The organism is Microcoleus sp. T3_B1 (genome assembly GCF_036700445.1).
Taxonomy (GTDB): Bacteria; Cyanobacteriota; Cyanobacteriia; order Cyanobacteriales; family Microcoleaceae; genus Microcoleus.
In genome coordinates this window covers 18371-43220 of the sequence record NZ_JAUBOX010000070.1, presented here as the reverse complement: position 1 = coordinate 43220, position 24850 = coordinate 18371, and the positions used below count along the sequence as shown (strand labels likewise).

The following is a 24850-nucleotide window of genomic DNA, read 5'->3' as shown; positions in this document are numbered from 1 at the left end:
TACTGGAGTGAGCGTAACAGCAAACTCTATAACGGCGAAACCTCTAAAGCTTTAAAACGGCAAAACCATAAATGTGGAAAATGTGGCTTAAAAATGCTAGGCGATGAAAAGGTGCATCTACATCATGTAGACAGAAACCATAGTAATTGGAAAATAAACAACCTTCTAGCGGTTCACGAAAGCTGCCACGATTACATCCACATGAGCAAAGGCGCAAGTCAAGAACATCGGGAGCTGGGTGCGGTGAAAGTCGCACGCCCAGATCTAACTGAGAGGGGCGGGGAATAATATCCCCCCTCGACTCAATCTATTTCCGAACGTTAAGGCGGTGCTGAACGATTTGTACGAGATGAAACCCAAAATGCTGAGTGAGGTTGAGGTGGATGTTTTCAACTTGTACGATCGCCCTCAACAAACATCAGGTAAAAAAGCATATATTAAAAAAACATAAGTAAGCAAGCTTGAAACAAGTACAGCATTTGTTATTAGTTACTGTCCGACAATAAGAATGAAAGCTGCTATTGATATTTGGTACTTCTGCGAGGGGAACTTTAACACTCACACCTCTCTCTTTGTGATTAATTTCATCTAAAGAGCCAGCAGATTGATTTATCTTGTACTTGGACACAGGTCACGGCCAGTTGGCGGTTTATGGCGCGCTTGTAGCTCTCTTCTTCAGAAATCCGTTGTAAGGTGGTGGGATGGCGGAAATATACCACACCGCAGACACCATCTACGCTCATGCTATCCTCGGCACAAGGTTTTTCTCCGCGCCCTTGTAATCCCCACGTCATTTTTGTTTGCCCGCCATCTTCCCAACGCAAAGTCCTTCCTCCGCCTCCAGCCCAAGAAATCGACTCATAGATGCAGGTTTGTTTAACTTCTACCTTGTCTCGGCGAAGCAACCAACAGGAAACAGATGCTCCCTCAATTCTGCCTGCGCGTGCAGGTGTGGCAACCATGCCCAGTGCTAGAATCGGTAGGAAAACCGACAAAGTTTTCAAGTTTTTATCCACGGTTAACATATTCGGAAATAAGGGAAGTGTCAGGCTTAGCAAGTTCTCTGGTCACCACGACCAATCTATTACCAAACTTGTTGCCGATCGCCACCAATACGCCAATTTTGGGAGAAACCGAACCAAACCCAACACGCCCCCCATGCCCCCAATCTCGAAGAGTGCGGTCGCTACACTTTATATGCACGCAACCCGAACCCCCATTGCACCGGCTTGCCTAACTAATTATTTCGCGTTTCCTAATGTCAAGGTCGTGTTGCGGGGTTTGTACGAGAGGAAACCCAAAGTGCGAGCGTGATATTGAGTTGGATGCGATCTGCGACGGGGGTAGGAAGTGAAGAAGTGCGATCGCTACACTGGTTACATCTTCCTTTAAGTATCGTTATCGTTGACTGGAGCAATATCAACTGCAATCACCGTAGCATAGGGATTGAGAGCTTCTTCAGGCACTTGAATCGTTAACTCCCCAAAAGGATCGGCACTTAACATAGAATCGACAATCGCACAGCGAGTTGAGTATTGTAATGATTCCCCTCCAGCGACTTGAGAAACGGCTTGAATCCGTTTAATGGGTACACCTCGTACTGTTACTGAATCGTAGGGCTTCATCAGCAAGAATAAATAAAAGCGATTGCCCAGCCGAGTAGAAGGGCCGTAGAATTGCCAAGGTTCCAGTCCAGGCTGTGTTCCTACAATGCTCGCTTGCATGGACAGCCATCCATTCTTCTACGGATTGCAACAAATCCAATTGTTCGGATTGAATCTGCCCATTGCCCGTAGGACTGACATTCAACAGCAAATTGCCGCCTTTACCTACAACTTCACAGAGGGTATGAATAAGTTGGCGAGCTGACTTGAATTGGGTGTCCTTCGGGTTGTAACCCCAGCTTTCATTGAGAGTTAGGCAAGCTTCCCAAGTGCGCGGAGGCGGTTGGGGCGGAATGAATTGTTCGCAAGTATCGAAGTCTCCAAATCCAGGGAGGCGATCGTTGATTAACAAATGCGGTTGCAGCGAGCGAATCATTTCATGTAGCTCTCTAGCTTGCCATTGCTCTGGCTTTCGTTCCCAACCGCCATCAAACCTCTTCAAGTCAATCTTTCCGTAGTTGCTCAACAATTCTTTGACTTGAGCAAACATAAATTCAAGGTAGCGCTCCCACGCTCGACTCGTCGGCTGTCGAAATTTCCCAAACTGATACGGTTTGTCGGCTTCTGTGAAAGCCGGATAGTCAGGGTAATGCCAGTCAATCAAGGAAAAATACAACCCAATTCGCAAACCCTCCGCCCGCATCGCCTCCACAAATTCTCGGACAATATCTTTTTTGTACGGCGCATACTCAATAGAAAAGTCGGATTCCTGAGTATGAAATAAGGAAAATCCATCATGATGTTTAGCCGTCAAAATCACATACTGCATCCCCAAGCGTTTCGCTAAATTAGCCCAAGTTTGAGGGTTGTATTCAGTCGGATTGAAAGTTTGCGCGGTGCGGTGATAGTCCGCTACCGGGACATCTTGGCAGTACGGCAAGCTAAAGACGCCTCCCACCAACGGCCAAGATACTTCGTACCCGCACTGGCTGCTGTGACTCCAATGAACAAACATTCCCAATCGTGCTGTCTCAAACCAGTTGTTTTCTTGAGTCATTGGTTTACCCTAAAATATAGGGGGTATTGTGAAAGAGTAATGTTTACTCGCAGGTAAAATTAATAAGCTAGGGTATACTTCTTTGTTGGATTTGGCTGCAATGAACCTCCCCATAATACCCCACTGAAAATCATGAAAGCAGACACCATCGAAATTGTTGGTTTTCACGCACATATTTACTTTGACAGCGATAGCCGCGATGCTGCTGCGCGTGTACGCGAAGGATTGGCTCGGTTTGAGGTGCAGCTAGGGCGCTGGCACGACAAACCCATAGGCCCCCACCCCCAAGCGATGTATCAAGTTGCGTTTTTACCCCCGCAATTTGGCAAAGTCGTTTCCTGGTTGATGCTCCACCGCGAGGAGCTAAATATTCTCGTCCATCCCGAAACAGGCGACGATCTGGCAGACCATACAACACATTCTTTGTGGCTGGGAGAAAAACTAGAGCTGAATGTCGAAGTCCTGCGACCTAGGACAGCCAACGCGAAGTTCTAAGTCATCATTCTCAGCGGTGGATTGCTCTATGTAGAGCAAACACTACTTGCTAGGTTCGGTAGTCCGCAAACTAAATTATTTGCTCAGAGATATCGTTGATTAATTAGTCAAAAACAGGCTAATCTTTGGCAATTGTAATTTATTTGAAGTAACAAATGACAGTTAAAGCTATTTCCGCCACCATCCTTTTAGGTGCGATTCCGCTTGATGTTTATCAACTACCCGATGGCGGCTACAAAGTCGATGCGATTGGAGTTATGAACGCGGTGGATAAAAAGGGCAGCGCCTTAACTAAGTTTCTCGCTGGGAAATCGGCTTTAGCTTTGCCTTTTGGCGGATACAATTTTACACAAGCCCAAAGCATTCCAGTGGAAGGTAACGCTCAATTAATCAAGCCTATTCCCATTGCATTAGCTACAGCATATTGGTTGCATGAAGTAGGCAAAGGCAACGTGAAAGCTCAAGCTTTGGTTCAAGCCAGCATGGCAGAATCCATCGAACGGCGGGCTGACGCAGCATTCAGCCACAAGCGCACTGAAATAGAGTACAATGTGCGGTTTGGTAAATTCGTTGATTCGGTTATGTTGGAGAACCGGCAAGAAGTTATCGAGCGGCGACTTCCGGGTGATGACTTGTACTTGCCAGATGGGATTAACTGAGCAAAAGTGCGCTCGCTCCTACAACTACGCTAGCTTATTGATTAAAGTTTGCCCCGAAACACAGTTATGTACATCTCCCGTTTCCAGCTACTTAATTACAAATCCTTCCGGGATTCTGGGGTATTAGAATTCCAACCTGGCATCAACATTATTGTGGGAGCCAACAATTCAGGAAAAACAGCGCTGCTGGAAGCTCTGAGCCTGAGCTTTGAGACAAGCCCGCACCGCACTATCGAAACGTTCCCGCAGCCCAATTCAACGCCGAACCGAGAATCTGTCGCTAAATTAACTTTAATCTTCACAAAAGCAGAAATTCATCGCCTCTTCGATGATTTATCAGCAGACTGCTATGTAGAATTATCTTCTGCTCGCGATTCGTTCTTACCCCCATCCGAAGTGCTTGTTTTATTCCAAAATTGGATGGACAATCCCAATGATGTAGAGTTAAGTGTTTCAAAATTAACGGCTAATTCAGTAAACCGGGATAACATTTCAATCAAAGATTTAGATCCGGCTATTGAGTTAACATACTACCAACCAAGTAAAAACTGGTCGGGACTTTCAAGGAACCGAAACAGAAATCTTATTAAAAAAGACGAAAGCGGTCGTTTTACATTTTACCAAGAAACTAATGAAATAGACTCTAACTATACAAGTGAAGATTTTTTCGTAACACTTTTTCACGAATTCAGAAGCTGCGTTTCCCAACTTCAAGCCCAGCGGTTGATTGGAAAATGCTCTGTGGGAAACAATGAAGAGCTTAATCCAAGGGCTTCAAACCTAGCCGAAGTTATTCATTTATTAGAGTCGCGAGGTAAAGAAGAGCTGTACGAGCGTTTCAATGACTATGTTTCTATCATGTTTCCTCAGTTCGCGTCAGTTTCAACTCAAATTCTATCGAAGCAGCACTCTCGGGAACCCAACCCTGTTGAAATATTGCTTTGGCCCGCGAAAGCCGCCGAAAGCAAGAGAAAGGATTTAGCATTTTCCTTGTCAGACTGCGGGACTGGCACCGGTCAAGTGCTGGCGATTCTTTACGCGATACTGGCTTCCCCAGAATCCAGACCCATTATTATTGACGAACCCCAATCTTATTTGCATCCTGGCGCTGCCAAGAAGCTGATACAAATCCTCAAAGAGTTTCCGCAGCACCAATATTTTATTGCCACTCATTCGGCCCAGATTATTGCTGGTGCCAATCCCTCAACTATCGTGAAGCTTCGATATGAGGATGGCCAAACCCAAGCATCAACGATGAATGCGCGAGATATTAGGGAACAGCGCTCTCTTCTAGCTGAACTGGGGGTGAGTTTGTCTGACGTTTTTGGTGCTGATAGCATTCTCTGGGTGGAAGGGCCCACCGAGGAGCAGTGCTTTCCGCTCATATTGTCCAAGCTAGCTCCCGAACTTTTGACAGGAACTAAAATTGTCAGCATCAAAAACACGGGGGATTTATTGGGAAAGAAAGCTCACTTTGTTGATGTTATGTTTGACCTATACCAACGGCTCAGCGGTGGGAATAATTTGTACCCTCCTGCTGTTGGATTTGTGTTTGACCAGGAAAATAGGACTAAACAGGATCTCGCGGATTTGCAGAAAAGAAGCTCGGAAGCAGTTCATTTTCTCGAAAGGTGTATGTATGAAAATTACCTGCTGCATCCCGATGCTATAGCAGCCGTTCTTAATCAAGACGATGCGGGACGAGAACACGCTCTTACCAGCGAAGCAGTTCGAGAAGGGCTGGAAAGCAATAAAGATAAGTTGAAGGAGAAGAAGGATTGTTTCTCTAAAGATGCTACTCCAGAGGAGCTATCAAATCTCCAATACGTTGACAAAAATATTAACGCAGCAAAACTGCTCGATGTGCTGTTTGCCGAGTTATCGTTCGCGCGGGTCAAGTTTAGGAAAACCAAACACTCAATCATGCTTACAGAATGGTTGCTTGAAAATAACCCCGATAGCTTTGCTGAATTAGTCCAGTTTTTGCGAGGTATCCTTGATGCGGGTAAAGCAGCGGTGTTTTGACGCGAGTGCGATCGCCACTAACACCCCCATTTGCGAGAAACTAAACCCAGACCAAAACCTCCACACCCTCGCCATGCCCAGAATCCCCGAATGCGATCGCTGTCTCCTCTTTGCCCGCAACCCACACCTCGTCTGTGCCGTGCATCCCGCAGGCCCCAACGCCGACACTTGCCTTGACTTTCGAGAAAACCCCTAGCGACGGGGGAATCAGTAAGTGTAAAATTTGGAGTGTCAGATTTTTCTGCTGTAACGTAGATGCTGCAAGGGTTTGATGCTCCTAGCTCCGTGGCCGCAATAAACCACATTCCCTACTAGGGATTGAAACTGTACCGTAAGCTTTCCTTATTAGCCGCTTAAACTGGACGCAAAAAGGTTGATATTGTACGGCTGTTGCTGGAAGAGGGGCTTAAGGAGCTTGAGGGGTAGCATCACAGGGAAAAACGCATCGCGGTGCGTTTTTGATGGCTATCTGTAAAGCGATCGCGGGCAGTATCATAGTTAGATACTAGGAGGCTCCAGTGTTAAAGGCTGGGGAAAACTTAATATGAAATTAATATTTGTGTGTTCACAGACGATTTTAGTGACAGGGATAGCGATCGCTGTTTCGGGGTGGAGTAATTCAGCATTAGCACTTCAACCACAGGCAGAAAATTTCCAAACCTTTACTGATTGGTGTCTCAATCGGGGAAATCTGACAGCCGATACTAAACATACTGTTCAAGTGCTGTTACAAAAAGCGAAGACTTTTGATTGTCAACAAGCTAATCTGAAGCTAACCAGTTTATCTGAACTCTCCCTCTCCGCCAATCAAATAAGAGACATAAACCCCCTGCAATCCCTCTCCTCATTAACGAAACTCTCCCTCTCCACCAATCAAATAAGTGATATAAAACCTCTGCAATCACTCTCCTCATTAACGGAACTCAATCTCTCCGCCAATCAAATAAGTGATATAAAACCCTTACAATCACTCTCCAAATTAACGGAACTCAACCTCTCCACCAATCAAATAAGTGATATAAACCCCCTGCAATCCCTTTCCAAATTAACGAAACTCTCCCTCTCCACCAATCAAATAAGTGATATAAAACCTCTGCAATCTCTTTCCCAATTACAGAAACTCTACCTCGGCAACAATCAAATAAGTGATATAAACCCCCTGCAATCCCTCTCCCAATTAACGTACCTCTACCTCTCCGACAATCAAATAAGAGATATAAACCCCCTACAATCCCTTTCCAAATTACAGATACTCTACCTCGGTAAAAATCAAATAAGTGATATAAAACCCTTGCAAACCCTCTCCCAACTAACGCTACTCGCCCTCTACAAAAACCAAATAAGTGATATAAAACCCTTGCAATCTTTTTCCCAATTAAAAGGACTCTCCCTTTCCCACAATCAAATAAGTGATATAACACCTCTGCAATCCCTCTCCCAATTAACATACCTCTACCTATCCAACAATCAAATAAGTGATATAAACCCCTTGGAAACGCTTTCCCAATTAAGGGGAGTCCATCTATACGGCAATCCCGTTCCTAACAATATTTGCCCACTGCTAAATTCTATTTGCCATTGGGAGAAAAGCTACACGCCTCTCACCTTCTTTAACTTTTAAATCCTCGGGATTAGAGATGTTTAGGGACATTTTATGTCGTCTCGGACTAGCAACTTGATTGATAACTAAAGGCTGTACTTGTACTTGCGGTTGTGGTGATTGTGCAATTGACGCGGGGCTTGTTTGATTGCACAAAATTGTAAACTTCCATATCCCGATTTAGCTCCCCCAACTAGAGAAAATCTGTTACCCCTTTCGCGCAAACCCGCATCTTAGGGGCTGTCGTTCTGCTACTCGTTCTCGGTTCCGTGGTGCTAGCCGTCATAGACCGAGCGTACCCGACCGATGTTTGGCGACTTGACTAAAGTTGTGGTTGGAGCTTACATCGGGCTGTACATACCAGCGCCCGGTCAAAGACCAACAGCAAAGCAGCATTCATTAAATCGCTAGAACTCTGTTATTTTGCTTGCTACGGTAGCGGCGGGTCTAAGTTCTAGTTTCGAGTCGGCGATCGCAGCAGTTGATTTCAACCGAATTTGACCGTTGCAATCGCCGAACCCTAAAACTACGATATCAAGAGAGCTTTCAATCTCTGATAGAGAGTGCCATCGATCGCGAATTGCCTCGCGAGCATAAATTTGGAAAGCACTATCGGCATCGGACAAAATTATGGGATTTTACCGCTAATCTGGAGTTGACCAGCTCCAAGTTGGATTACCATCTTTTACATCTTGTTTGAGAATTGAAGGCATTGAATCTCTACCAGCAGTCATACCTGTCATATCCAAAATGAGATAGGCGTTCTCATGGATAAAGCGCATTCGTAGATATGAATGACCGTTAAAGGGTCTGTCATTAATTTTGGTAATTCTGGCAGTTGCTTGGCAATTATGATATTTGGCTTGCAGTTTTGCCACCCAAGTTACGCTAAATTCATCCCTGTTCTCAATCTTAAATGGTTCGGCCAACCAACCTAGGGAAGCTGACCCCTCACTCGTAGCGCCACCTTCGTAAGGGCGTGATGTTTCAGTCACATTAAACTCGGTGGGACAACTTTGGCGCTGTATGTAGGCGAATTCTCTCGTATAGAGATGATAAACGCTGAACGTGAGACGAATGGGGATGACTTGACTGGGATTTGCCAATAGAGACAATTGGGTGATAACTAAAATCCCCATACATAAAGACAGTTGCTTCAGAATTTGCCTGAAATACTTAACTTTAAAGCTTTTCATATCATTTTTTAATCGTGCTTGCACCCAGTTTACCTTTTATCCTGATTCAGTACAATTTGCGGTTTGGTAAATTCGTTGATTCAGTTATGTTGGAGAACCGGCAAGAAGTTATCGAGCGGCGACTTCCGGGTGATGATTTGTACTTGCCTTCTTGGGATTAACTGAGCAAAAGTGCGATCGCTCCCAACACCTCAGTTTTGAGGAAAATCGAACCAAATCCCAACACCAACCCGTGCCCCAAATCTCGAATAGTGCGATCGTCAAAAACAACCTAGACGAACGCCACCTCCGATTTTTAATTCAGCTTCAGGGAACTGCGGAGCGTTTTTGAATGCGCTCCAAAGAATGGGAACGCTTTCAATCAGAGCCTGTCAGCAAGTACCGTTTTCCAAAAAAGCTTTCAGCCTAGAAGCGTTCCTCACTGCATTCCCCTCTCCGTCGTTGTTGAAGTAGGCGAACACACGGAGCCCCTGACTTTCCCACTCCTGGATGCGATCGGCCCACCAATGTAAATCATCATCCGAGTAGGAGCCGCCGTAGAGGTAGTTGGGGTCGGGGCCGTGGAGCCGCACATAAACGAATGACCCCGTTGCGCGCAGGATGCACGGCAGGTTCGCCCCGCTCATCACGCAGTAAGCCGCTCCAAACCTTTCCAGCAGCGAAAATACCTCTTCCGTGTGCCAGCTAGGGTGGCGGAATTCGACAGCTACTTTTATCCAGGGCGGCACCTGTTCTAGAAAGTAGGCTAGGCGAGCCAAATCGCAGCCGAACTGGGGAGGAAGCTGGACGAGCAGAATACCCAGGCGATCGCCCAAGCATTGAAGTCCCTCACTCATGCGTTCCAACCACTTTTCTGGCGAGTAAAGGCGCTTGGAGTGCGTTAGACCGCGGGGCGCTTTTACAGTCATCAGAAATCCTGGGGGGAGGCGCTGCTGCCAGTTAGCGAAGGTAGCGTTTGGTGGCCAGCGGTAGTAGGTGCTGTTAACTTCGACGGTTTGATAGTGCTGGATGTAGCAATCGAGTCGGGAGCGAGGCGGTAGCTGGTGAGGATAAAGCACACCTTCCCAATGGTCGTAACTCCAACCTGAAGTGCCGATGTGAACAATCATCGCCTTTTTACTCCACCAATAAGCGTGTGAATTTAAGTTTAGTCCGCCCGCATCGCTACCGCACCGAGTTCAGCTCTGGGCTATCCTAAAAGACACTTGAACCTTTTACTTTTTTGGGGAGTAAGCCCGGAGTTGATGGAACGCCCCCCAACCATTCCATTGGCCGTCTGGTGGCTCCCAATACTTGACATATCGAGCGGTCATCGGTGAAATTGCAACATCAATATCAATTTTATTGAAACTGGTATTTGGAGAGTAAGGATGGACTATTTCAGAAGCTAATTGCCAAGTCTTATTGTCTGTTGAAACCTCAACACGAAAAGTGAGTGGATTCTTAAACGCGCCATCCCAATCAATATTGTAACCAACGCCATGAAGTGAATAAACCGTACCTAAATCGACGATTTGAAAAGTGCCAGTCCCTTGATTGGTTCCGTTTCCCCACCGCCCAAGTTTTGGATAATTCGTTGTTGTTTGGTAATCAGCCGGGTCGTTAGCATTAGCAAGCGCCAGGATAGGTAATCCCTCCGTTTCTGGCAATCACTGGTTTGCCAGCAGCTACGTTAGTGCCTGACAGTGGCTTCGACAAAGCAATATTGGTTGGAGATGCTGATTCCACTGCTGGCGGTGGAAGTGTAGGGGTGTTTAATATTTGTTGAATCGATTGAGAACAGCCAGCCACAGCTCCCGTAGCGAGGAAGATCCGAGCAAACCAGGCACACAATTGTTTCATCATTTGAGGAGGGACGATCGCCCCAGCAATTTAGGCATATTATCCAAGGATACGCTCGCCTCTGTTCTGAGGGAAACTAAACCCAGACCAAAACCTCAACACCTCCGTCATGCCCAAACTCCCTGAGTGCGATCGCTTTTATGCCAGGAGGAGACGGTATTCTGAGTAATGGGAACAAAAGCGATCGCCCTATAGAGAGATGAGCTTTGACGTTTATGGCAAAACCCAAAAGGTATCCAAAAAATTGGCGAGAGATTGCGCTCTCAGTGAAAGAAAGTGCTCTTTGGCGCTGTACTAAATGCAACCAACAATGCCTCCGACCCGGTAGGAAAAGTGGCTTAACCAAGTCCGAACGATGTTCCCTAACTTTGACAGTGCACCACCGCAACCGGATACCGGAGGACAACCGTCCAGAAAACTTAATAGCCCTTTGTACTGCGTGTCACCTTTCTTATCACAACCGCGGGCAATCCAACGTATCACCCGGGCAATTATCGCTGTTCCCCGATGATGGCATTGACTGGGATATGATGGATTGCTCTCTGGAATCGGCAATTGAAAATATCAGAGAATATTAAAGAATTAGCAGAACTGCTTCAACCCTTGCAGCAAGAAGATAAAAATCTGCACGGAACACGCGCAGATTCTCACCAATACAAACTGAGGCAAACGCTTGCGGAAGCCGAGTTGCAAAGTTTCGAGCGGCAACATCAAATCAAGCTGCCCGAAGATTACCGTACCCAATTTATTTCTTTGAAGCTCCAGAACTCCCCGCTCAGCTTGAGTTAAACGAAGACAGGATAGTTATCAAAATCAATCTTTCGCCTTTCATCTTAGCCTAACCTTGACATAGTTGCTATTTGTAGGAAGCGCAAAGCAACAGACACAAACCGAGATTTTTTCCTTGCAAGGCAGCCTGTACCCCGCCATTTGGAGGGGGCTATTTTAACTATCAAAAACCACCATAATTGGTGAGGTCAGACTTAAACTGAAGCCAATACTATCATTTTATAACGTAATAAAAGCCAGCGTTTATGAAGAAAAAATCCTCAATACCAGATGCGATTCTGGCTATAGATTTTGGCGGCTTATCTACTAGAGTTTTCTGCCAAAGCTCGCAAGCAGGCAGTAAAGCAAGCTCCTTTGTAATGGAATCGCAGGTGGGGCCAGTGAGCCAAGACATAGCCAATTGTTTCACACAACCCAACCTCGCATCAGCATCTCCCGAAAATATTGCTTGGGTGGCAATTGGCAATGAATGCCGAGCCGTTGGCTACCTGGCAGCAGCGCAATTCAATGCTCACATCGGTTTGGCGGGACTGAAGTACAGTAGCGCTTTGTACAAAGCTCTAGCAGCTTTGTGGGTAGTGTCGCGGAAGTTAGATTTAGGCAGTCAATTTAGCGCTGCGGTCTCCGTTTTCTTGCCCCCAGGCGAATTTAATGACTCCAAGCAATTTTTTGAGCTATTAAGTCAATACTCTGCTTCATTTGAAACACCCACAGGCAAGCTATCGGTCACCCTGGACAAAACCCAAGCTTTGCAAGAAGGTGGCGGCATTGCTTTGATCCACAACAGTAATTTAGGTTCAGCCTTCAAGCAGCGGGTAACTGCCTTTGTTATGGTAGGATTTCGCAATGCTTCGGTAATAGTTTCGGCACGCGGTGCTGTCGGTAAGGGCAAAACTTCAGACTTAGGAATGGTAAAGTTGGTGGATCTAGTTCAAGAGCGAACCTCTAACTACGATGCTTCCCGTTTGGCTTTATCAATCGCTCAAGCGGGCGTAAGCTACAACCGCCCTTACTTTTACCGAATTGCTCGGAATCGAGAGGAAACAGCTAAAGATCGAGAAGTTGACCAATTGATTGAAGCAGTCAAGCTGTCTCGCTTCGACTACGCTCGAATGCTATCTCATTGGATTAATGAAGTGCTGCCGCCCGATTTAGATGAAATTGTATTTTGCGGGGGTACTTCTGAATATATGAAGCCAGAACTGCGAAATCAGTTTTCTCATTATTCGCTGTCTTGGCACGCAGGTATAACAGTGCCAAAAACACTCGATCCTGATGGTTTAGGTTGCCGCATAGCTGATGTTTACGGACTATTTTCTTACTTCAAATCTCAGTTTGAGGTACTGAGGCAAAGGTCTGTTGCGGCAACTTCTCAGAGGGCAGAAGATACAACTTCCTGTTCAGGAGATGCTCTAGTCCCTACGACTGATATACAGAGTGTAAAAGAATGTGCTGAACAATCTACCAAGCCAAAATCTGAACAATCTACCAAGCCAAAATCTGAACAACGTACTCACCCAAAATCCGAGCAACCTACTCAATTAAAATTTGAGCAATTTACTCACGCTAAATCCGAGCAATCTACTGAACAAAAATTTGAGGAATCTACTGAACAAAAGACTGAAGATATTACTGAACAAAAAATTGAAGAACCCGCTGAACAAAAATTTGAGGAACCCACTGAACAAAACACTGAAGATATTACTGAACAAAACAGTGAGATTTGCGCTCAACAACAGGCTAATTCAAGTATCAAAGATAGCTGCTTAGATGATTCTAATAAATTGAGTGATGAGTCGTCGTCGAATACAGAACCTTCATTAGAGGAATCAGAAGCAAACTTAGATGCAGCTCTCTTATTGGGAGGGCCCTACCGAGGTGCTGGAAAGAAGGTGAGGAATTATGCCTAGAAAACGCTACAAGGAATTTTGCTGGCGCTGTCAAGTTTTGCCAGATTCCGAAGACGCTATCTTGCTGTCTTACCTACAAAATCATCCTTTTTTTAGCTTCAAAGAAACGATTTTACCTCTTATCAAAGCGCGGTGGCTATTAGCATCTTTACGCAATAGCGGTAGTCATTCTAGCCCAGACTTAGAGTATTTGAGGCGAGAAAGCATTAATTTTTTGCTCAGGCAGATAGATGAAGTTTGCCGAGATGCGGGATTTAACTGTACCGAGTTAGGAGTAATTGCCCCTGGTATTTCTTCGGGTTTAATTCCTTTAGCTACTTTCCCTCACTTATCGAATTCAAGTGCATCTATTGCTACGGAATTAACTGCCCCTGAGAGTTCAAATCCCGCAAGTTTGCCCGAAGAAAAAGAACCAGAGGAATTTTCGGGAGAAGTTGAGTTTGAAAACAGCGCATTTAACTTAGCTGGTTTCGATCCGGCAATGGTCGGGCCTAGCTTTAGTTAAAAATTATTAAGTCTTGAATAGACATCGACATCCAGCAAGGAGGAATGAAATGACTAACATGATTCACTTGGTTGACGGCGAGAAAGGTGGCGTTGGCAAGTCGATGCTAACTCGGATTCTGGTTGAATTCAATCAGAAGTATGAACTGCTGTACACGTTAATTGATGGTGATTTTCAAAATCCTGACGTGCAGCAGCGCTATCCTGAACACAATGCAAAAATCGTAGCTTTAGTTGAAGATGAAGAGAAGTTTTTCGATATCGATATTATTTTTGAAACAGCAGTAGAAACTCCTGTGATTGTCAATTTACCAGCTCGGGTTTACAGCATTATCAACAAATGGATTGACGAAGCTAATTTAACCTCTCCTGATTTTAAAGAGCAGTCAGGAGTTGATGTATGCAAGTGGTTTATTTGCGGTGGCACGACGGACAGCATTGAAATGTTTATTGACTCTTTCAACTACTTTGAAGGTCAGCTCAATCACATTTTTGTCCGCAATTTTGGAGTTTGCAAAGATTGGTCGCACGTACAAAGCCATAAGGAAATGAACAAGCTCATTAATAATTACCGAATTCCTGTGGTAGATTTGCCGGCGCTGAGTGCAAGAGAGCGCAAGTTTATTGATACGAAGCGGTTGTCATTTTCTCAAGCAATGAAACACTCTGAATTCTTCTTGATTAGTCAGCAGCGATTGCATACTTTTCTGGAAGACTGTTTCCGTCTGATAGAAGATGTAGGTTTGTTTAACAACGCACCCAATCGCAATAAAAAAGAAGTCATCGCGCCCTATGAACAAAAAAAAAATGAGGAAATGCAGAGAGAAAATGAACCCCAAAATGAGTAACAAAATAAGCAACAGGTTGTAAAGTCTCAGGAGGCGGTAATTTGTAAAAAAGGTATCGTAAGCTTTTAAGAATCTAAATTAAGGCTTACGCACAGACTCTACTGATAGGGTGTGCCGAAACCAGCCCGCTGGCTGAGTGCAATCAACGCAGTTGTGTTATCCCAGGCGTTGGATATTAGCAATAAACGTTGTTTATTGCGTTTAAATTCTGAAAAGAAGAAGATTGATCGATCGCCCGCTACGAGATTTCCAGGGTTTCAAAAACTTGTTCACCACTGGGCCAGCGGGCTGGGTGTGCCGAAACACATCTTAATACTACAGATAGTGTCTAAACCGATAATTTGCGGGTATTCCTGTAAATTTTACAGTCAATGGGTGATGAACTCGTTAGGAGACGGACAAAATATGAGTTCACACTATAGAATGCGCGATGCAGAACAGCATAAAGATTAGGATTTTGATTAGGTAGGAGGTTAAATGTCCGATCGACTTTTAGAAGAACTTTCCGAAGTTGACTCTGAAGAGTTTGGCGAGATATTGGAAACGCCAAGGGAACAGGGCAGACTTAATAATACCAAAAATAATTCCATACAATCCGCTGAAAATTCGCAAAATTTGCCCGATTCTCCAGATACAGTCCCAGAAGATGCAGTAGAAGAAAAGTTGAAATCAGATGGGAGTAAGCTAAATGAAAAGGAGTTTTGGGAACTCATAGACGATGATTCGAGGGAAAGAGAAGCTCTGAACAGAGATCCTTTATCTGCCCCTCCCATGTACGAGAGAGATACTGAGTCACTAATCAGCCAGGTACTCAAGGGCAAAGACTCCAAATTTCGCTCTCATGTCATTCAGACAGCTTACCGATACGGTCTCAATAAAAATGACCCGCTTTTTATCGTATTGCTGGCTACAGGTCAACTCGAACTGCTGTTAGAAAAAAAACCACAAGAGATTGACCAGTTTTTCAAGAATTGGCAATCTCAATGGCAAGGTGATTTGAAAGATTCTCAAGCTGTTATTTCTCAAGAACTGGAACAAGTTCGCCAGCTTACTGAAAATTGGGAAAAAGAAAGCAGGGAGTTTTTAGAACGGCAGGGAAAAGCGGCTGTTAAGGTGCAACATCGCCACATTTCCAACTCAGTTTACACCCTAGTGCGACAAGCAGCTTTAGAGAAAGTTGCTCACGATATTTGGTCGGTGATTTTTGGGAGCGGGGTGGTGTTAGGGGCAATGGCGATCGGCGCTTTTATCGGGTTAGCTGTGCCCCGGTTCATTCCACCGCCTGAACTCGACCCAAAAGGGCCGCGCCAGCTCACTTTAGAACAAGCCGTAGCGCTCGAATGGGGGCTGAGCAAAGAGGGTCAGTTTGCTCGCAAGAACGCGGATACAATTCAGTGGGCAACAAGCAATGAAGGGAAATATGCTCGCCAACTTATGAGCTGGAATCAAGCTTTGTTGAGCGAGAAAGGTGGCAAAAAACTGTGTGAAACTGAGATAAATCGATTGGGGGTGACGCTGACAGTAGAGGGTAAACCTGCACAAAAAGGATTTTGTACTTTGTGGATTCGCTCCCCTCAAGAACGAGAGTTTGTTCCTTGAGGGCAAATACTAAAGTCTTGAATGGGATGTAAATAAGTTAGCTTAACAGGAGAAATTTATGATTGCCAATTTGAACAATCAGCCGTTACCTGACCAAAATCAGAAGCAAGTGCAGTCGCAAATATCGGGTGTTTTAGTTGCACTAGACGATCCATTCGATAAGATGGTTTGGGATTACTGTTTGAGTCAAACATACCCAATATCGGAACAGATTAAGATTGTGCTGAGTGCTTTCTGGGGGCCGTTTGCTGCTAAAAATGCTAGCAAGTCTCCTGAGCGAGTGCGAGCAATAGCTTGTTATTCACTGCAACAATTAGCAGCTCAACAAAAATTGATTAACTCAGTGTTTGAACTGTCAAGTGAATCAACTAAAACTTCCGAAGTTATTGCTGTTCTCAAAAGGAAGAATAGTTGCAAGGCACTCAATCAAGCTTGTGTCTGTTCTCAATCTGTTCTAAATACTGCAATTCGGTGGGAGTAAGAGCCGTTGTTCTTTCTAACAAGTTCAGAATTTCGACTTCAAACGGATCTAGATTTCCTAATTGGTGAAGTCGGTCAGTGTGATCGCAAATTTCTTGAAGTCCCGGTTGATTGTCTAGCGGTACAGCAGTGAGAGCCGAGTGCTTGAAGGTGTATGACTGCATGGTAACGGTGGGGATGTGTCGCATCCACACAGTGGCGGTTTTCTCCCCGACTGACTGAATGCGGCCTAACCTGCCGTTAACGTCTTCGCGATCTGGCGCGTACACCTCTACTAAGGAACCAATTTTAAGCATCAGGTGGTGAGCGATGGCAGGTTTATCTTCAGGCTTTACCGAACGACATTGCCCCTGTAAAGTTTTGGCAACTTGAGCCCGACGACTACGAGCATCATTTGCCAGTATAATTGGTATATTGCCAACATCTTAGCTAAAAACATCATCGATTGGCTTATAAACAACTATGCCAACTTCAACGATCAATGTTCAACTCAAAGAAATTATTGCCCAAATCCGCCAGGGATTAGAAAATCTTTATGGCGAACAGTTAATCCGAATCATTCTCTATGGTTCCCAAGCCAGAGGCGATGCTAGACCGGACTCCGATATTGATATATTAATCCTTCTCAAACAACCCTTCAATTACTCCCAAGAAAGCGAGCGTATTTCTGTTTTGATTGCCGATATATGCTTAGAACATACCGTCGTGATTAGCTGTATGTTTGCCACACTTCAGAAGTACCAAGAGTATGAAAGCGGTTTCTTTCGCAATATCCGTCGCGAAGGAGTCCCAATTTGAACCCAGAGCAACAAAGGTTACTTGATAAAGCTGATAGAACTTTGCAGGCTGCACGGGTTTTATGTGAGCAAGGCTTTTTTGATTCTGCCGCTTCCCGCGCTTATTATGTGATGTTTTACACAGTCACTGCATTTTTAGAGTCAGAGAAATTATCTTATTCTCGCCACTCCGCTGTCATCGCCGGTTTCGGTCAAAAATTTGCTCGTTCGGGCCGCGTTCCGGTGCAGTTCCATCGTTACCTAATAGATGCTCAAAAAACTCGATTAGAAGCTGATTATAACGCTGATATACAAATCTCACAAACAGACGCAGTGCAAACAATAGATCGGGCAGAAGAAATGCTCAACTTTGCTTTGGCAAATATTGATTCTATTCCTCCATCCTCTCCTTGATTGAGTAGATAGCCTGCTTTCCACTCCTGCACCCGCCAACTAAAGAAACCGGGTTTTTCAGCAGATTCAACACTGCGATTCAGTATTTTCGTAAAAAACCCGGTTTCTGAGCCTCCCTCTTTGAGTCCTATATATTAACTTTTATTACAAAAACTCCGATTTTGCGTAAAAATACCCTGCAAAATCCCAATACACAATAGAAGGCTTTCACCTTCGGAGCAAATTCACTCCCCAAAAACTATGACAGCCACAACTATGCCGATCGCCCCGATCGCCCCTTACAGCCACCGTCTAGCCACCGCAACCGACGCAAAGGATCTCGCCCCCCTCTGGCAAGCATTCGCTGCTGAACGCGAAGCTATCGACCCCTCAATGCTAGTCAAACCTAACTTTGAATTTGAAAAATACGTCATCAATTCAATCAAAAAACCCCTTTCTTTCTGCTGGTTATTAGAACACAGCGACAGCATCATCGGTTGTCTATTTATCTACTATTACGACGAAGCCCCGCCTGCAAATCTCCCCGAATATTTGATTCAGCAACACCATGAGGCACTCAATCAAGCTTGTGTCTATCCTCAATCTGTTCTAAATACTGCAATTCGGTAGGAGTAAGAACCGTTGCTCTTTCTAACAAGTTCAGGATTTCTACTTCAAAGGGATCTAGATTTCCTAATTGGTGAAGTCGGCCAGTGCGATCGCAAATTTCTTGAAGTCCCGGTTGATTTTCGAGCGGCACGACGGTGAGAGCTGAGTGTTTGAAGGTATGCAAATTCATGGCAAGAGTAGGGATGTGCCGCATCCACACGGTAGCCGTTTTCTCGCCCACTGACTGAATGCGCCCCAACCGACCGTTAACGTCCTGGCGATCGGGCGCGTACACTTCTACTAAGGAACCAATTTTGAGCGTCAGGTGATGAGCGATGGTAAGTTCACCTTCAAGCTTTACTTTTTGGTCGCGCCCCTGTAAAGTTTTGGCAACCTTAGCCGGACGGCTGCGAGCATCAATCGCCAAAGCGATGACCTGCTTCTTGGTCATCCCCGCAGAGCGATTCAGTATTTTCCACTTCATATCCTCTCCTCCAATAGAACTCAGGGTGTCTACTGCTTTAGCAAACTGAGCGTCTCTGCGAATTGTTTTTGGGGATGCCTTGAACTGTGCCCCCAACTTTGTCTCTGTTTTCAAGTGGTCATTTTGACCACTTGATTTTCTGTCTCCGCCGCGGGACTGTTTGGTGAGTTCGTACCAAGTGCCGCGCAAATAGCTGACTGACTCAGACGTGAGATTGCGGCGGCCCAGTTGATTGAGGAGCATCCAAACTTTGACGGTGTTAGGGCTGTCGAAAGACATCTCTACAGTTTGGTAGGGGATGCCGTGCGCCGTACAAATAGCATAGCGGTTGTGACCGTCGATGAGAATTTTTTCCTCAGCCCAAACCACCAAAGGGTCCCGACACCCTTTCTCTTGAATGCTGGCTTCTAAGGTAGCAAACTCGCTCGCACTCAAAGGAGGGATGAGCGTTTGGAAATCTGGGTCAATCCGCAGGGAGTCTGCAACAGTGTGGTGGTGCTTTCGGGTTGAGCCTCGCAAAACTACTAAAGGTTGACGCTGCTCGCTGCCCGGTGTCTCCTGAGTTGGGTGCATTTCCTAGTGCCTCCTGAGATAAGTCAACCCCTGACTTGCCAGCCCCAAAGCTAGACACCAGATTGAAGAAGTTGACTCGTATAGGTTGATTCCATATTACCTATAGTACCACGGAAATTTGCTCGTAATGTGGGATAATAAAGAAAAAAGTCGAAAGGATAATGTTGCAAAATGCCCCCAAGCAAAGGAACGCAGCTCCACCCCAACTCTCTAGCTAATTTAAAGTTAGGCGGAGGCGAACCTCGATATGAGGAGCCAAAAAAGCAAAGGAACATTCAGGTAACATCTGCGGGGTGGGAAGGTTTTCGCGCTATTGCTAGAGAGCGCGGATTGAGTTTGAGCGAGTTGATCGAACAGATTGGCAGGCGCAAGATTACTTTGACTGACGCCGAGGAACAAAGTCGCAAACAACCCACAGCCAATCTTTCAGGTATGGCGAGGCTTTGAATAAAGACGTACATTGCCGTCGGATGAGGAATAAACACAATGGTTCAATCACCTCCAAAACTTATAACTGTTGATGAATTTATTACAAACTACGGCGACAGCGATTGCTACGAACTGATTGATGGTGAATTAACCGAAATGGAACCAACAGGGCCGCACGAACAAGTATCCGGTTTTCTGGGACGAAAACTGAATGTAGAAATTGACCGCCTGGATCTACCCTACCTTATCCCCCCTCGCTGTCTCATCAAACTATTAGGAACAGCAACAGCCTTTCACCCTGATGTGCTTGTATTAGACCAAACTCGACTAATTAATGAACCTTTGTGGCAACAAGAACCTGTAATTACATCAGGTTCCTCAATTAAACTGATTGCTGAAGTCGTTAGCACCAACTGGCAGAACGATTACGCTCGCAAAGTTGAAGATTACGCCCTGCTTGGAGTGCCTGAGTATTGGATTGTTGACTATTTGGGCATTGGTGGCAGAGAATATATTGGCAAACCCAAACAGCCGACAGTTACAATTTGTACGCTGCGAGAAGACGAGTATCAAAAACAGTTGTTTCAAAATGACGATCGGCTTATTTCCTCAATCTTTCCCGACTTGCAATTAACAGCGCAACAAATCTTCGCTGCCGGCAGATATGCTGCTATGTAGCTTATATCTAGGTAACGTCGGTAGGATGGAGGAAATTCGTGCGATCGCAATTGAACGGGGATTGAGTCTCAACGAGTTGAGCGAACAGATTGGCAAGGGTCTGATTCCCCTAGGCGCTGAAGAAAGTAACTAATAGCTTGGTCAGGAAAAGGAGGGTGCATTCAAAAAAACTTTCTATCAACTCGTTACCAGAAGTTTTTTTGAAAAAGAACACTAATTTAGTCGTTGATTCTCCGAGCATTTTAACTAGCTTTCAAAATTTGATCAATTAGGGAGACAACTTGCTGCGGTCGATGCTCAAAATGCTTCTTAATTTGAAATTTTAACGAATCTGCTGGCACATCTTTTTTGTTGAGTTTAAGGCGAATATGCTCACTTCGTGGGAGAGTGGAATTGAGCGCTCGAATAACGGTGCGGCATTGTCGAAGAGTGAGGCTATCGACTTGAATGAAGGGTAGATTTAATGTGTCGGTATCGAGTTGAATATTAGAAGCAAATTCGGCTTTAACTGGTAGCGAAGAGGTGAGGCGCTGTTCTTCTGTGGGTTCTGGAGTTGCTGCCGATTCGGCAACAGCAGGAAAGGAAGCAATTTCATAAAAAACACTCGGTAAGTGGGAAACTCAGTGGCTTCAGCCCTGAGAGGGAAACGGCTCGGCGATTTCAATCGCCTTGAATCTTCAAATTTAGAATGAGTAGCTATACCCATCTTTATGGTGAATGGTTTTGCAGTATTTATGACTAATCCCTTGCACCAATTCTGATGCCGAAATATTGAATGAACCAGTCGATCTAACCGCAACCCGACCAACATACTCACCTATCTTTTTACCACTGGTAACGACTGCTTTTACAATGTCGCCAGTTTGAAAACCTTTGACAAATTTGTTTCTTGGAACGTACCGAGATGGGAAGCCAAATTTATCGGTACGGCACATTTGACGAGTCCCATGTCCAGTTGCTTTAATTAGTAATGGTTTACTCGTAACTACAGACAATGATTCAAGTTGACCGACACAAGCAGCATCAAGCCAATGAGTTTTAGGTAGTTGCAGTCGAGTACGATTGAACTTTGTCAGCCCACCTGAACCGGTCGAAACGGGCAACCCCGTTTCTTTTAGTCGAGAGAATAACGCCCATCGGGTCGAGTTCACGGCAGCAGCATCCTTAAGTGGACGTTTTGCTTGTGCAAGAATGTGCTTCAAAATATCAGGTTTCTTTGCCAAGAATCGCTTAACATCTTGAGTGCCTTTCTTCTGATTGCACTGCTCACAAGCAAGGCAGAGATTAGAAATTCGATTACTTCCACCTTTGGCTTTTGGCTGAATATGTTCAACTTGCAAGGGTACTTTTTCAATGTTGCAGTAAGCACATTTCCTGTTCCATTTGTTCAATAAATATTCGCGGATTTCGTACCCACATAAAATACCTTGCTGGTATTCCAGCCCACTAATTTCTGGGTTTTCTAGTTGTTGTAGGTCAAATCTGACAAGCTCTTGAACAATCGAATTGATTGGTGCAAGTCTGCGTAATTTATTGACCCAAGTTAAGGTGGTTTCTACCCGGTGTTGCAAGGATGGTGCTAACCAACCTTTTTGGCGGGTACGGTTCAAAAACCTTGCTTGGCGGTAGCGAGTATGACGGTTTCGTCGTCCTCGACGCAGTGCGCGACGGGAATCAAGACTTGCTTTTATGGCTTGCCCTCGATGAGTTAGTTCAGCGCCAAAAATTACTTTTGAGTCGAATAATAAAGCGATGCCAGTAGTTTTAGAGCCTGGGTCTAACTTGAGAGTGATTGATTCGGAGCTTGCTGTTGCCACCACTTTCAAAATGATGGTAAACGGATAATTCCGAAATACCGCAGCTTTTCCGGTGTTCAATAACCTACGTGCAAGACCTGGGCGAACCGGATTCAGTGGTCGTTTTTCGGTATCACAAACAAAAACAAAATTAGACATTTTCAGTCCTCCCTTGCGGGGTAATGTTAGCTTCGACCTGGTTATTTAGGCTTGTTAGGCTTTCAACACTGTTCCAGTGACTTTAGAACTGTTTAATTGAAAACGACAGAGCGGGAAACTAGCTTCGCATTTCGAGGTGTCGTGACCTAAATAACGGCTCCTTTAAAAAGGGGTCTGGTCAGAACAGCTTGTAACTTCTTACAAGCTCAGTGGCTTCAGCCCTGAGTTACTGACTGAGAAGAGGCACAAAATCGGGGGCAAGTTCTGCTGAGAGTTTTTCAGAATGATTCATCCGCTTCGATGCTAACAGCGTAGCGAGATAGTGAACAATTAAGCCACCGTAACCAAAAATTACCACAGTTTCAATTGTGAGGGTGAGAAAATGCTGAATACGTTCGTACATGATTATAATTTGCAAGTGTAACATTTCTCAAACGCGCTCGCGTTTAATACAGCGTATCCCCGGTTTATGAAATGCAGCTTTAGACACGGCATTGCCTTGTCCCTACGGGGATTAATCTATCTGGGGTATACTTCATAAACTTGCAATATGCTGTATCAAAGCCTTTTAACAAAAACAGTCATTTAATTTATTGCCAAACGGTTTTACGCTGACTTATTGAGCAACCTACATTCTCGGATAAAACCAATTAACCATAACTTACGGTTTGTAACTGTATTGCAAAGGTTTGAGATTATTCGCATTACTGGCGGAAGCTTTCCTACGCTCGATGGTAAACTCCGTCAAGGGTTCAGAATGACATTTAAGTTATTACTCCAACCGCTATTAACTAAATCCTTCTGAGAATGCGATCGCAAATATCGCAAAGGGAACTGGCGCGGTGGGTGGGCGGGCAAAACAAATCCTGCTTGGAGCAGGATTTTATCCCCTTTATCGGGGGTCGTCATTGATTACTTGACAAAATCATCAATCTCTTCATTATCGTCAGTTGCCTTTTTCTTATGAGAAGCTTTGACTGCCGATTCGATATAACGGAAGTGCAAGTCAATCACTGCTTGCTCCGATGAAAGCCAGTAAACGTTGCTCAAGATTTCTTCAAGCATCTCGTCAGCCGAGTAGCCTTCATATTGCTTGTTAAACCAAGTATTGAACGCTTCCCAGTCAAGAGCTTTACCTTTCTGCAACTGTCGTTGTTTGGCACGTCCCGTTAACTCGCGGGCAACGTGCAAAAACATCTCGAAGCGCTGTTCTTCAAGAGTTTCTGCAAATTGCTTTTGCATCGGAGTTGGAGCGGATTTGCGATTAGCCATGATTAACCCTCAAGCGTGTTTTTTCTTCACAACTAAAGCGACGACAGTTCGCTAATTACAATTAATTCAAAAAATTTAGTGGGTGGGTGAGTGGGTAAAATTAAATTCACAACCAAGGTCAAAGTTTCCTTGATTGTGAATTTGTTGGGTCTGCTTCCCAGAGCGTCCTGATTCGGACGGTGGCGACAATCATTACCCAGCATCGCGATTCGTGGAAAAGGCCTCGATAGAGGCAAAAAAATGCTCTGCTTTTTCAGCAGAGCTTTCTAATCAAACTTTAGCAATTATTCGTCGTCTTCCTCAAATTCTTCGTCTTCGTCTAAACTAAAATCATCCTCCTCATCGTCATCATCCTCATCCTCATCCTCATCGCCTTCCTCGTCTTCGTCATCCTCATCAATTTCATCGAGTATGTCATCAATTTCATCATCTTCATCATCGAGTTCGTCGTCGTCATCGAGTTCTTCAGTATCTTCTTCAGAGGATTTAGCTAACTCGTTGCGACGCTTTAAGCTTTGAGCATTGAACTCCATTAAATCGGCAATGGCAGCTTGCGGGTTGTCAGCAATTGTATCGTAAATTTGGCTCATCGCTAAGGCAACAACTTCGACATCATACTTGAGTTCCTCGGGTCGGCCAACTAGCTTGGGAAACACAGTATTGTTCCACTCTTGCCAGTCGAACTTTTTACCATTGCCATTGCCGTTGCGCTTGTTCAACTGAGCTTGAATATCCAATCCCAGTTTTTCGCGAATTGCGTGGCCAACCTTTGTCGAAATACGGCTATCGCGACGCTGAATTGTCACACCGTACTTCTTATGAATTGTATTGCGAATCTGTTTGACTAGCTCGCCAGCAAGTTGCTCCGGGCTGAGGTTAGATTGAGGTTTTGATTTGGCTCCATTGTTACTGCCGACTGTTTGACTGTTCTGCTTTTCAGACGGTTTAGATTTAGCAGGCACTGGTGACTGAGAGCGAATAGGAGTGGCTGCGGTTTGTTTTTTAGTTGCGACCATGATTGACAATTTAACTTGTTTAACATCAATTTATTAGTGCCGTTAGGCACAATTACC

33 protein-coding genes are annotated in these 24850 nt (G+C 44.9%); 19 read left to right on the top strand and 14 right to left on the bottom strand.

The genetic code is table 11. The features are described 5' to 3' along the window. A partial coding sequence (locus QT990_RS27440) for an HNH endonuclease (RefSeq protein WP_445305455.1) occupies positions 1 to 288 on the top strand: 288 nt, incomplete at its 5' end. Between the two features lie 296 nt (positions 289 to 584). Here the strand turns inward: QT990_RS27440 and QT990_RS27435 are convergent. Together QT990_RS27435 and QT990_RS27430 are read right to left on the bottom strand one after the other, a co-directional pair. Further along, positions 585 to 1025 (bottom strand): hypothetical protein, encoded by a 441-nt coding sequence (locus QT990_RS27435; protein ID WP_333466000.1) that lies wholly within the window; start codon positions 1023 to 1025, stop codon positions 585 to 587. Between the two features lie 556 nt (positions 1026 to 1581). Continuing rightward, complete coding sequence (locus tag QT990_RS27430) at positions 1582 to 2661, bottom strand: alpha-L-fucosidase (RefSeq protein ID WP_333465999.1); 1080 nt, start codon at positions 2659 to 2661, stop codon at positions 1582 to 1584. Positions 2662 to 2793: 132 nt separating this feature from the next. Between QT990_RS27430 and QT990_RS27425 the strand changes: the two genes are divergently transcribed. From QT990_RS27425 to QT990_RS27405, 5 genes are all read left to right on the top strand, one after another. Next, entirely contained in the window at positions 2794 to 3156 is a 363-nt protein-coding gene (locus tag QT990_RS27425; protein WP_333465998.1) for a DOPA 4,5-dioxygenase family protein, read from the top strand. A gap of 155 nt (positions 3157 to 3311) precedes the next feature. After that, the gene (locus tag QT990_RS27420) at positions 3312 to 3815 is read left to right on the top strand and encodes a hypothetical protein (RefSeq protein WP_333465997.1); all 504 of its coding nucleotides are present in this window, start codon (positions 3312 to 3314) and stop codon (positions 3813 to 3815) included. A 66-nt stretch (positions 3816 to 3881) separates the two neighbouring features. Further along, the gene (locus tag QT990_RS27415; RefSeq protein ID WP_333465996.1) at positions 3882 to 5840 is read left to right on the top strand and encodes an AAA family ATPase; all 1959 of its coding nucleotides are present in this window, start codon (positions 3882 to 3884) and stop codon (positions 5838 to 5840) included. Then, positions 5815 to 6036 carry a hypothetical protein gene (locus QT990_RS27410; RefSeq protein WP_333465995.1) on the top strand — a complete coding sequence of 74 codons (222 nt, stop codon included), beginning with the start codon at positions 5815 to 5817 and terminating at the stop codon, positions 6034 to 6036. Before QT990_RS27415 ends, QT990_RS27410 begins: the two co-directional genes overlap by 26 nt. 348 nt (positions 6037 to 6384) lie before the next feature. Further along, the gene (locus QT990_RS27405; RefSeq protein ID WP_333465994.1) at positions 6385 to 7461 is read left to right on the top strand and encodes a leucine-rich repeat domain-containing protein; all 1077 of its coding nucleotides are present in this window, start codon (positions 6385 to 6387) and stop codon (positions 7459 to 7461) included. Positions 7462 to 7847: 386 nt separating this feature from the next. Here the strand turns inward: QT990_RS27405 and QT990_RS27400 are convergent, their stop codons facing one another. Beyond that, positions 7848 to 8066 (bottom strand): hypothetical protein, encoded by a 219-nt coding sequence (locus QT990_RS27400; protein WP_333465993.1) that lies wholly within the window; start codon positions 8064 to 8066, stop codon positions 7848 to 7850. A gap of 18 nt (positions 8067 to 8084) precedes the next feature. Further along, positions 8085 to 8636, bottom strand: a complete 552-nt coding sequence (locus tag QT990_RS27395; protein ID WP_333465992.1) for a hypothetical protein — start codon at positions 8634 to 8636, stop codon at positions 8085 to 8087. Between the two features lie 151 nt (positions 8637 to 8787). Between QT990_RS27395 and QT990_RS27390 the strand changes: the two genes are divergently transcribed. Beyond that, entirely contained in the window at positions 8788 to 8967 is a 180-nt protein-coding gene (locus tag QT990_RS27390) for a hypothetical protein (RefSeq protein WP_333465991.1), read from the top strand. A 40-nt stretch (positions 8968 to 9007) separates the two neighbouring features. On the opposite strand, the gene QT990_RS27385 is transcribed toward QT990_RS27390, so the two are convergent. The 3 genes from QT990_RS27385 to QT990_RS27375 all read right to left on the bottom strand — a co-directional run bounded on the left by QT990_RS27385 (position 9008) and on the right by QT990_RS27375 (position 10481). Next, the gene (locus tag QT990_RS27385) at positions 9008 to 9745 is read right to left on the bottom strand and encodes a DUF72 domain-containing protein (RefSeq protein ID WP_333465990.1); all 738 of its coding nucleotides are present in this window, start codon (positions 9743 to 9745) and stop codon (positions 9008 to 9010) included. 105 nt (positions 9746 to 9850) lie between these two features. Next, on the bottom strand, positions 9851 to 10285 hold the full coding sequence (locus QT990_RS27380) for a discoidin domain-containing protein (RefSeq protein ID WP_333465989.1): 435 nt from the start codon (positions 10283 to 10285) through the stop codon (positions 9851 to 9853). Beyond that, a complete protein-coding gene (locus QT990_RS27375) occupies positions 10245 to 10481 on the bottom strand; it encodes a hypothetical protein (RefSeq protein WP_333465988.1) in 237 nt (78 codons plus the stop codon). Before QT990_RS27375 ends, QT990_RS27380 begins: the two co-directional genes overlap by 41 nt. A gap of 552 nt (positions 10482 to 11033) precedes the next feature. Between QT990_RS27375 and QT990_RS27370 the strand changes: the two genes are divergently transcribed. From QT990_RS27370 to QT990_RS27345, 6 genes are all read left to right on the top strand, one after another. Next, on the top strand, positions 11034 to 11267 hold the full coding sequence (locus QT990_RS27370; RefSeq protein ID WP_333281307.1) for an SMI1/KNR4 family protein: 234 nt from the start codon (positions 11034 to 11036) through the stop codon (positions 11265 to 11267). Positions 11268 to 11512: 245 nt separating this feature from the next. Beyond that, positions 11513 to 13177 carry a hypothetical protein gene (locus QT990_RS27365; protein ID WP_333465987.1) on the top strand — a complete coding sequence of 555 codons (1665 nt, stop codon included), beginning with the start codon at positions 11513 to 11515 and terminating at the stop codon, positions 13175 to 13177. After that, positions 13170 to 13682, top strand: a complete 513-nt coding sequence (locus QT990_RS27360; protein ID WP_333465986.1) for a hypothetical protein — start codon at positions 13170 to 13172, stop codon at positions 13680 to 13682. The genes QT990_RS27365 and QT990_RS27360 overlap by 8 nt, the downstream gene beginning before the upstream one ends. Positions 13683 to 13731: 49 nt before the next feature. Next, on the top strand, positions 13732 to 14529 hold the full coding sequence (locus tag QT990_RS27355; protein ID WP_333465985.1) for a mobilization protein MobD-like protein: 798 nt from the start codon (positions 13732 to 13734) through the stop codon (positions 14527 to 14529). A gap of 477 nt (positions 14530 to 15006) precedes the next feature. After that, the gene (locus tag QT990_RS27350; protein WP_333465984.1) at positions 15007 to 16128 is read left to right on the top strand and encodes a DUF6753 family protein; all 1122 of its coding nucleotides are present in this window, start codon (positions 15007 to 15009) and stop codon (positions 16126 to 16128) included. Between the two features lie 58 nt (positions 16129 to 16186). Next, positions 16187 to 16609: a hypothetical protein gene (locus tag QT990_RS27345; protein WP_333465983.1), complete on the top strand. Its 423-nt coding sequence runs from the start codon at positions 16187 to 16189 to the stop codon at positions 16607 to 16609. Here the strand turns inward: QT990_RS27345 and QT990_RS27340 are convergent. Further along, positions 16551 to 16904: a hypothetical protein gene (locus tag QT990_RS27340; RefSeq protein WP_333465982.1), complete on the bottom strand. Its 354-nt coding sequence runs from the start codon at positions 16902 to 16904 to the stop codon at positions 16551 to 16553. The genes QT990_RS27345 and QT990_RS27340 overlap by 59 nt on opposite strands. Before the next feature lie 166 nt (positions 16905 to 17070). Between QT990_RS27340 and QT990_RS27335 the strand changes: the two genes are divergently transcribed. From QT990_RS27335 to QT990_RS27325, 3 genes are all read left to right on the top strand, one after another. Beyond that, on the top strand, positions 17071 to 17406 hold the full coding sequence (locus QT990_RS27335) for a nucleotidyltransferase domain-containing protein (protein ID WP_015179744.1): 336 nt from the start codon (positions 17071 to 17073) through the stop codon (positions 17404 to 17406). Then, the gene (locus QT990_RS27330) at positions 17403 to 17798 is read left to right on the top strand and encodes a HEPN domain-containing protein (protein WP_333136428.1); all 396 of its coding nucleotides are present in this window, start codon (positions 17403 to 17405) and stop codon (positions 17796 to 17798) included. The genes QT990_RS27335 and QT990_RS27330 overlap by 4 nt, the downstream gene beginning before the upstream one ends. Positions 17799 to 18038: 240 nt before the next feature. Beyond that, the gene (locus QT990_RS27325) at positions 18039 to 18407 is read left to right on the top strand and encodes a hypothetical protein (protein WP_333465981.1); all 369 of its coding nucleotides are present in this window, start codon (positions 18039 to 18041) and stop codon (positions 18405 to 18407) included. Here QT990_RS27325 and QT990_RS27320 read toward each other — a convergent pair. Then, entirely contained in the window at positions 18355 to 19443 is a 1089-nt protein-coding gene (locus QT990_RS27320) for a hypothetical protein (RefSeq protein ID WP_333465980.1), read from the bottom strand. The genes QT990_RS27325 and QT990_RS27320 overlap by 53 nt on opposite strands. Before the next feature lie 171 nt (positions 19444 to 19614). Here QT990_RS27320 and QT990_RS27315 point away from each other — a divergent pair, with 171 nt between their 5' ends. Genes QT990_RS27315 through QT990_RS27305 form a run of 3 tightly spaced genes read left to right on the top strand, consistent with a single transcriptional unit; the run spans position 19615 to position 20683 of the window. Next, positions 19615 to 19890, top strand: a complete 276-nt coding sequence (locus tag QT990_RS27315) for a hypothetical protein (protein WP_015179741.1) — start codon at positions 19615 to 19617, stop codon at positions 19888 to 19890. 39 nt (positions 19891 to 19929) lie between these two features. After that, positions 19930 to 20550, top strand: a complete 621-nt coding sequence (locus QT990_RS27310) for a Uma2 family endonuclease (RefSeq protein WP_333147851.1) — start codon at positions 19930 to 19932, stop codon at positions 20548 to 20550. After that, positions 20537 to 20683 carry a hypothetical protein gene (locus QT990_RS27305; RefSeq protein WP_333147853.1) on the top strand — a complete coding sequence of 49 codons (147 nt, stop codon included), beginning with the start codon at positions 20537 to 20539 and terminating at the stop codon, positions 20681 to 20683. The genes QT990_RS27310 and QT990_RS27305 overlap by 14 nt, the downstream gene beginning before the upstream one ends. A gap of 550 nt (positions 20684 to 21233) precedes the next feature. Here the strand turns inward: QT990_RS27305 and iscB are convergent. The 5 genes from iscB to QT990_RS27280 form a co-directional block, all read right to left on the bottom strand. Further along, positions 21234 to 22505 carry an RNA-guided endonuclease IscB gene (gene iscB / locus QT990_RS27300; RefSeq protein ID WP_333465979.1) on the bottom strand — a complete coding sequence of 424 codons (1272 nt, stop codon included), beginning with the start codon at positions 22503 to 22505 and terminating at the stop codon, positions 21234 to 21236. A gap of 226 nt (positions 22506 to 22731) precedes the next feature. Next, the gene (locus tag QT990_RS27295) at positions 22732 to 22908 is read right to left on the bottom strand and encodes a hypothetical protein (protein ID WP_333465978.1); all 177 of its coding nucleotides are present in this window, start codon (positions 22906 to 22908) and stop codon (positions 22732 to 22734) included. Between the two features lie 341 nt (positions 22909 to 23249). Next, complete coding sequence (locus QT990_RS27290; RefSeq protein WP_333465977.1) at positions 23250 to 23414, bottom strand: hypothetical protein; 165 nt, start codon at positions 23412 to 23414, stop codon at positions 23250 to 23252. A 3-nt stretch (positions 23415 to 23417) separates the two neighbouring features. Next, complete coding sequence (locus QT990_RS27285; protein WP_015179737.1) at positions 23418 to 23777, bottom strand: hypothetical protein; 360 nt, start codon at positions 23775 to 23777, stop codon at positions 23418 to 23420. A gap of 284 nt (positions 23778 to 24061) precedes the next feature. Beyond that, the gene (locus QT990_RS27280; protein ID WP_333465976.1) at positions 24062 to 24793 is read right to left on the bottom strand and encodes a hypothetical protein; all 732 of its coding nucleotides are present in this window, start codon (positions 24791 to 24793) and stop codon (positions 24062 to 24064) included. Positions 24794 to 24850 lie beyond the last annotated feature (57 nt).

Bases quoted from the DNA above. Each gene is read 5' to 3' on its own strand.
- QT990_RS27340 (WP_333465982.1), bottom strand. From the start codon at position 16,904: ATGCTTAAAATTGGTTCCTTAGTAGAGGTGTACGCGCCAGATCGCGAA.
- QT990_RS27335 (WP_015179744.1), top strand. From the start codon at position 17,071: ATGCCAACTTCAACGATCAATGTTCAACTCAAAGAAATTATTGCCCAA.
- QT990_RS27430 (WP_333465999.1), bottom strand. From the start codon at position 2,661: ATGACTCAAGAAAACAACTGGTTTGAGACAGCACGATTGGGAATGTTT.
- QT990_RS27405 (WP_333465994.1), top strand. From the start codon at position 6,385: ATGAAATTAATATTTGTGTGTTCACAGACGATTTTAGTGACAGGGATA.
- QT990_RS27310 (WP_333147851.1), top strand. From the start codon at position 19,930: ATGGTTCAATCACCTCCAAAACTTATAACTGTTGATGAATTTATTACA.
- QT990_RS27350 (WP_333465984.1), top strand. From the start codon at position 15,007: ATGTCCGATCGACTTTTAGAAGAACTTTCCGAAGTTGACTCTGAAGAG.
- QT990_RS27360 (WP_333465986.1), top strand. From the start codon at position 13,170: ATGCCTAGAAAACGCTACAAGGAATTTTGCTGGCGCTGTCAAGTTTTG.
- iscB (WP_333465979.1), bottom strand. From the start codon at position 22,505: ATGTCTAATTTTGTTTTTGTTTGTGATACCGAAAAACGACCACTGAAT.
- QT990_RS27355 (WP_333465985.1), top strand. From the start codon at position 13,732: ATGACTAACATGATTCACTTGGTTGACGGCGAGAAAGGTGGCGTTGGC.
- QT990_RS27365 (WP_333465987.1), top strand. From the start codon at position 11,513: ATGAAGAAAAAATCCTCAATACCAGATGCGATTCTGGCTATAGATTTT.
- QT990_RS27395 (WP_333465992.1), bottom strand. From the start codon at position 8,636: ATGAAAAGCTTTAAAGTTAAGTATTTCAGGCAAATTCTGAAGCAACTG.
- QT990_RS27325 (WP_333465981.1), top strand. From the start codon at position 18,039: ATGACAGCCACAACTATGCCGATCGCCCCGATCGCCCCTTACAGCCAC.
- QT990_RS27285 (WP_015179737.1), bottom strand. From the start codon at position 23,777: ATGGCTAATCGCAAATCCGCTCCAACTCCGATGCAAAAGCAATTTGCA.
- QT990_RS27425 (WP_333465998.1), top strand. From the start codon at position 2,794: ATGAAAGCAGACACCATCGAAATTGTTGGTTTTCACGCACATATTTAC.
- QT990_RS27375 (WP_333465988.1), bottom strand. From the start codon at position 10,481: ATGATGAAACAATTGTGTGCCTGGTTTGCTCGGATCTTCCTCGCTACG.
- QT990_RS27435 (WP_333466000.1), bottom strand. From the start codon at position 1,025: ATGTTAACCGTGGATAAAAACTTGAAAACTTTGTCGGTTTTCCTACCG.
- QT990_RS27315 (WP_015179741.1), top strand. From the start codon at position 19,615: ATGCCCCCAAGCAAAGGAACGCAGCTCCACCCCAACTCTCTAGCTAAT.
- QT990_RS27295 (WP_333465978.1), bottom strand. From the start codon at position 22,908: ATGTACGAACGTATTCAGCATTTTCTCACCCTCACAATTGAAACTGTG.
- QT990_RS27420 (WP_333465997.1), top strand. From the start codon at position 3,312: ATGACAGTTAAAGCTATTTCCGCCACCATCCTTTTAGGTGCGATTCCG.
- QT990_RS27385 (WP_333465990.1), bottom strand. From the start codon at position 9,745: ATGATTGTTCACATCGGCACTTCAGGTTGGAGTTACGACCATTGGGAA.
- QT990_RS27410 (WP_333465995.1), top strand. From the start codon at position 5,815: ATGCGGGTAAAGCAGCGGTGTTTTGACGCGAGTGCGATCGCCACTAAC.
- QT990_RS27415 (WP_333465996.1), top strand. From the start codon at position 3,882: ATGTACATCTCCCGTTTCCAGCTACTTAATTACAAATCCTTCCGGGAT.
- QT990_RS27320 (WP_333465980.1), bottom strand. From the start codon at position 19,443: ATGCACCCAACTCAGGAGACACCGGGCAGCGAGCAGCGTCAACCTTTA.
- QT990_RS27280 (WP_333465976.1), bottom strand. From the start codon at position 24,793: ATGGTCGCAACTAAAAAACAAACCGCAGCCACTCCTATTCGCTCTCAG.
- QT990_RS27345 (WP_333465983.1), top strand. From the start codon at position 16,187: ATGATTGCCAATTTGAACAATCAGCCGTTACCTGACCAAAATCAGAAG.
- QT990_RS27290 (WP_333465977.1), bottom strand. From the start codon at position 23,414: ATGACGACCCCCGATAAAGGGGATAAAATCCTGCTCCAAGCAGGATTT.
- QT990_RS27305 (WP_333147853.1), top strand. From the start codon at position 20,537: ATGCTGCTATGTAGCTTATATCTAGGTAACGTCGGTAGGATGGAGGAA.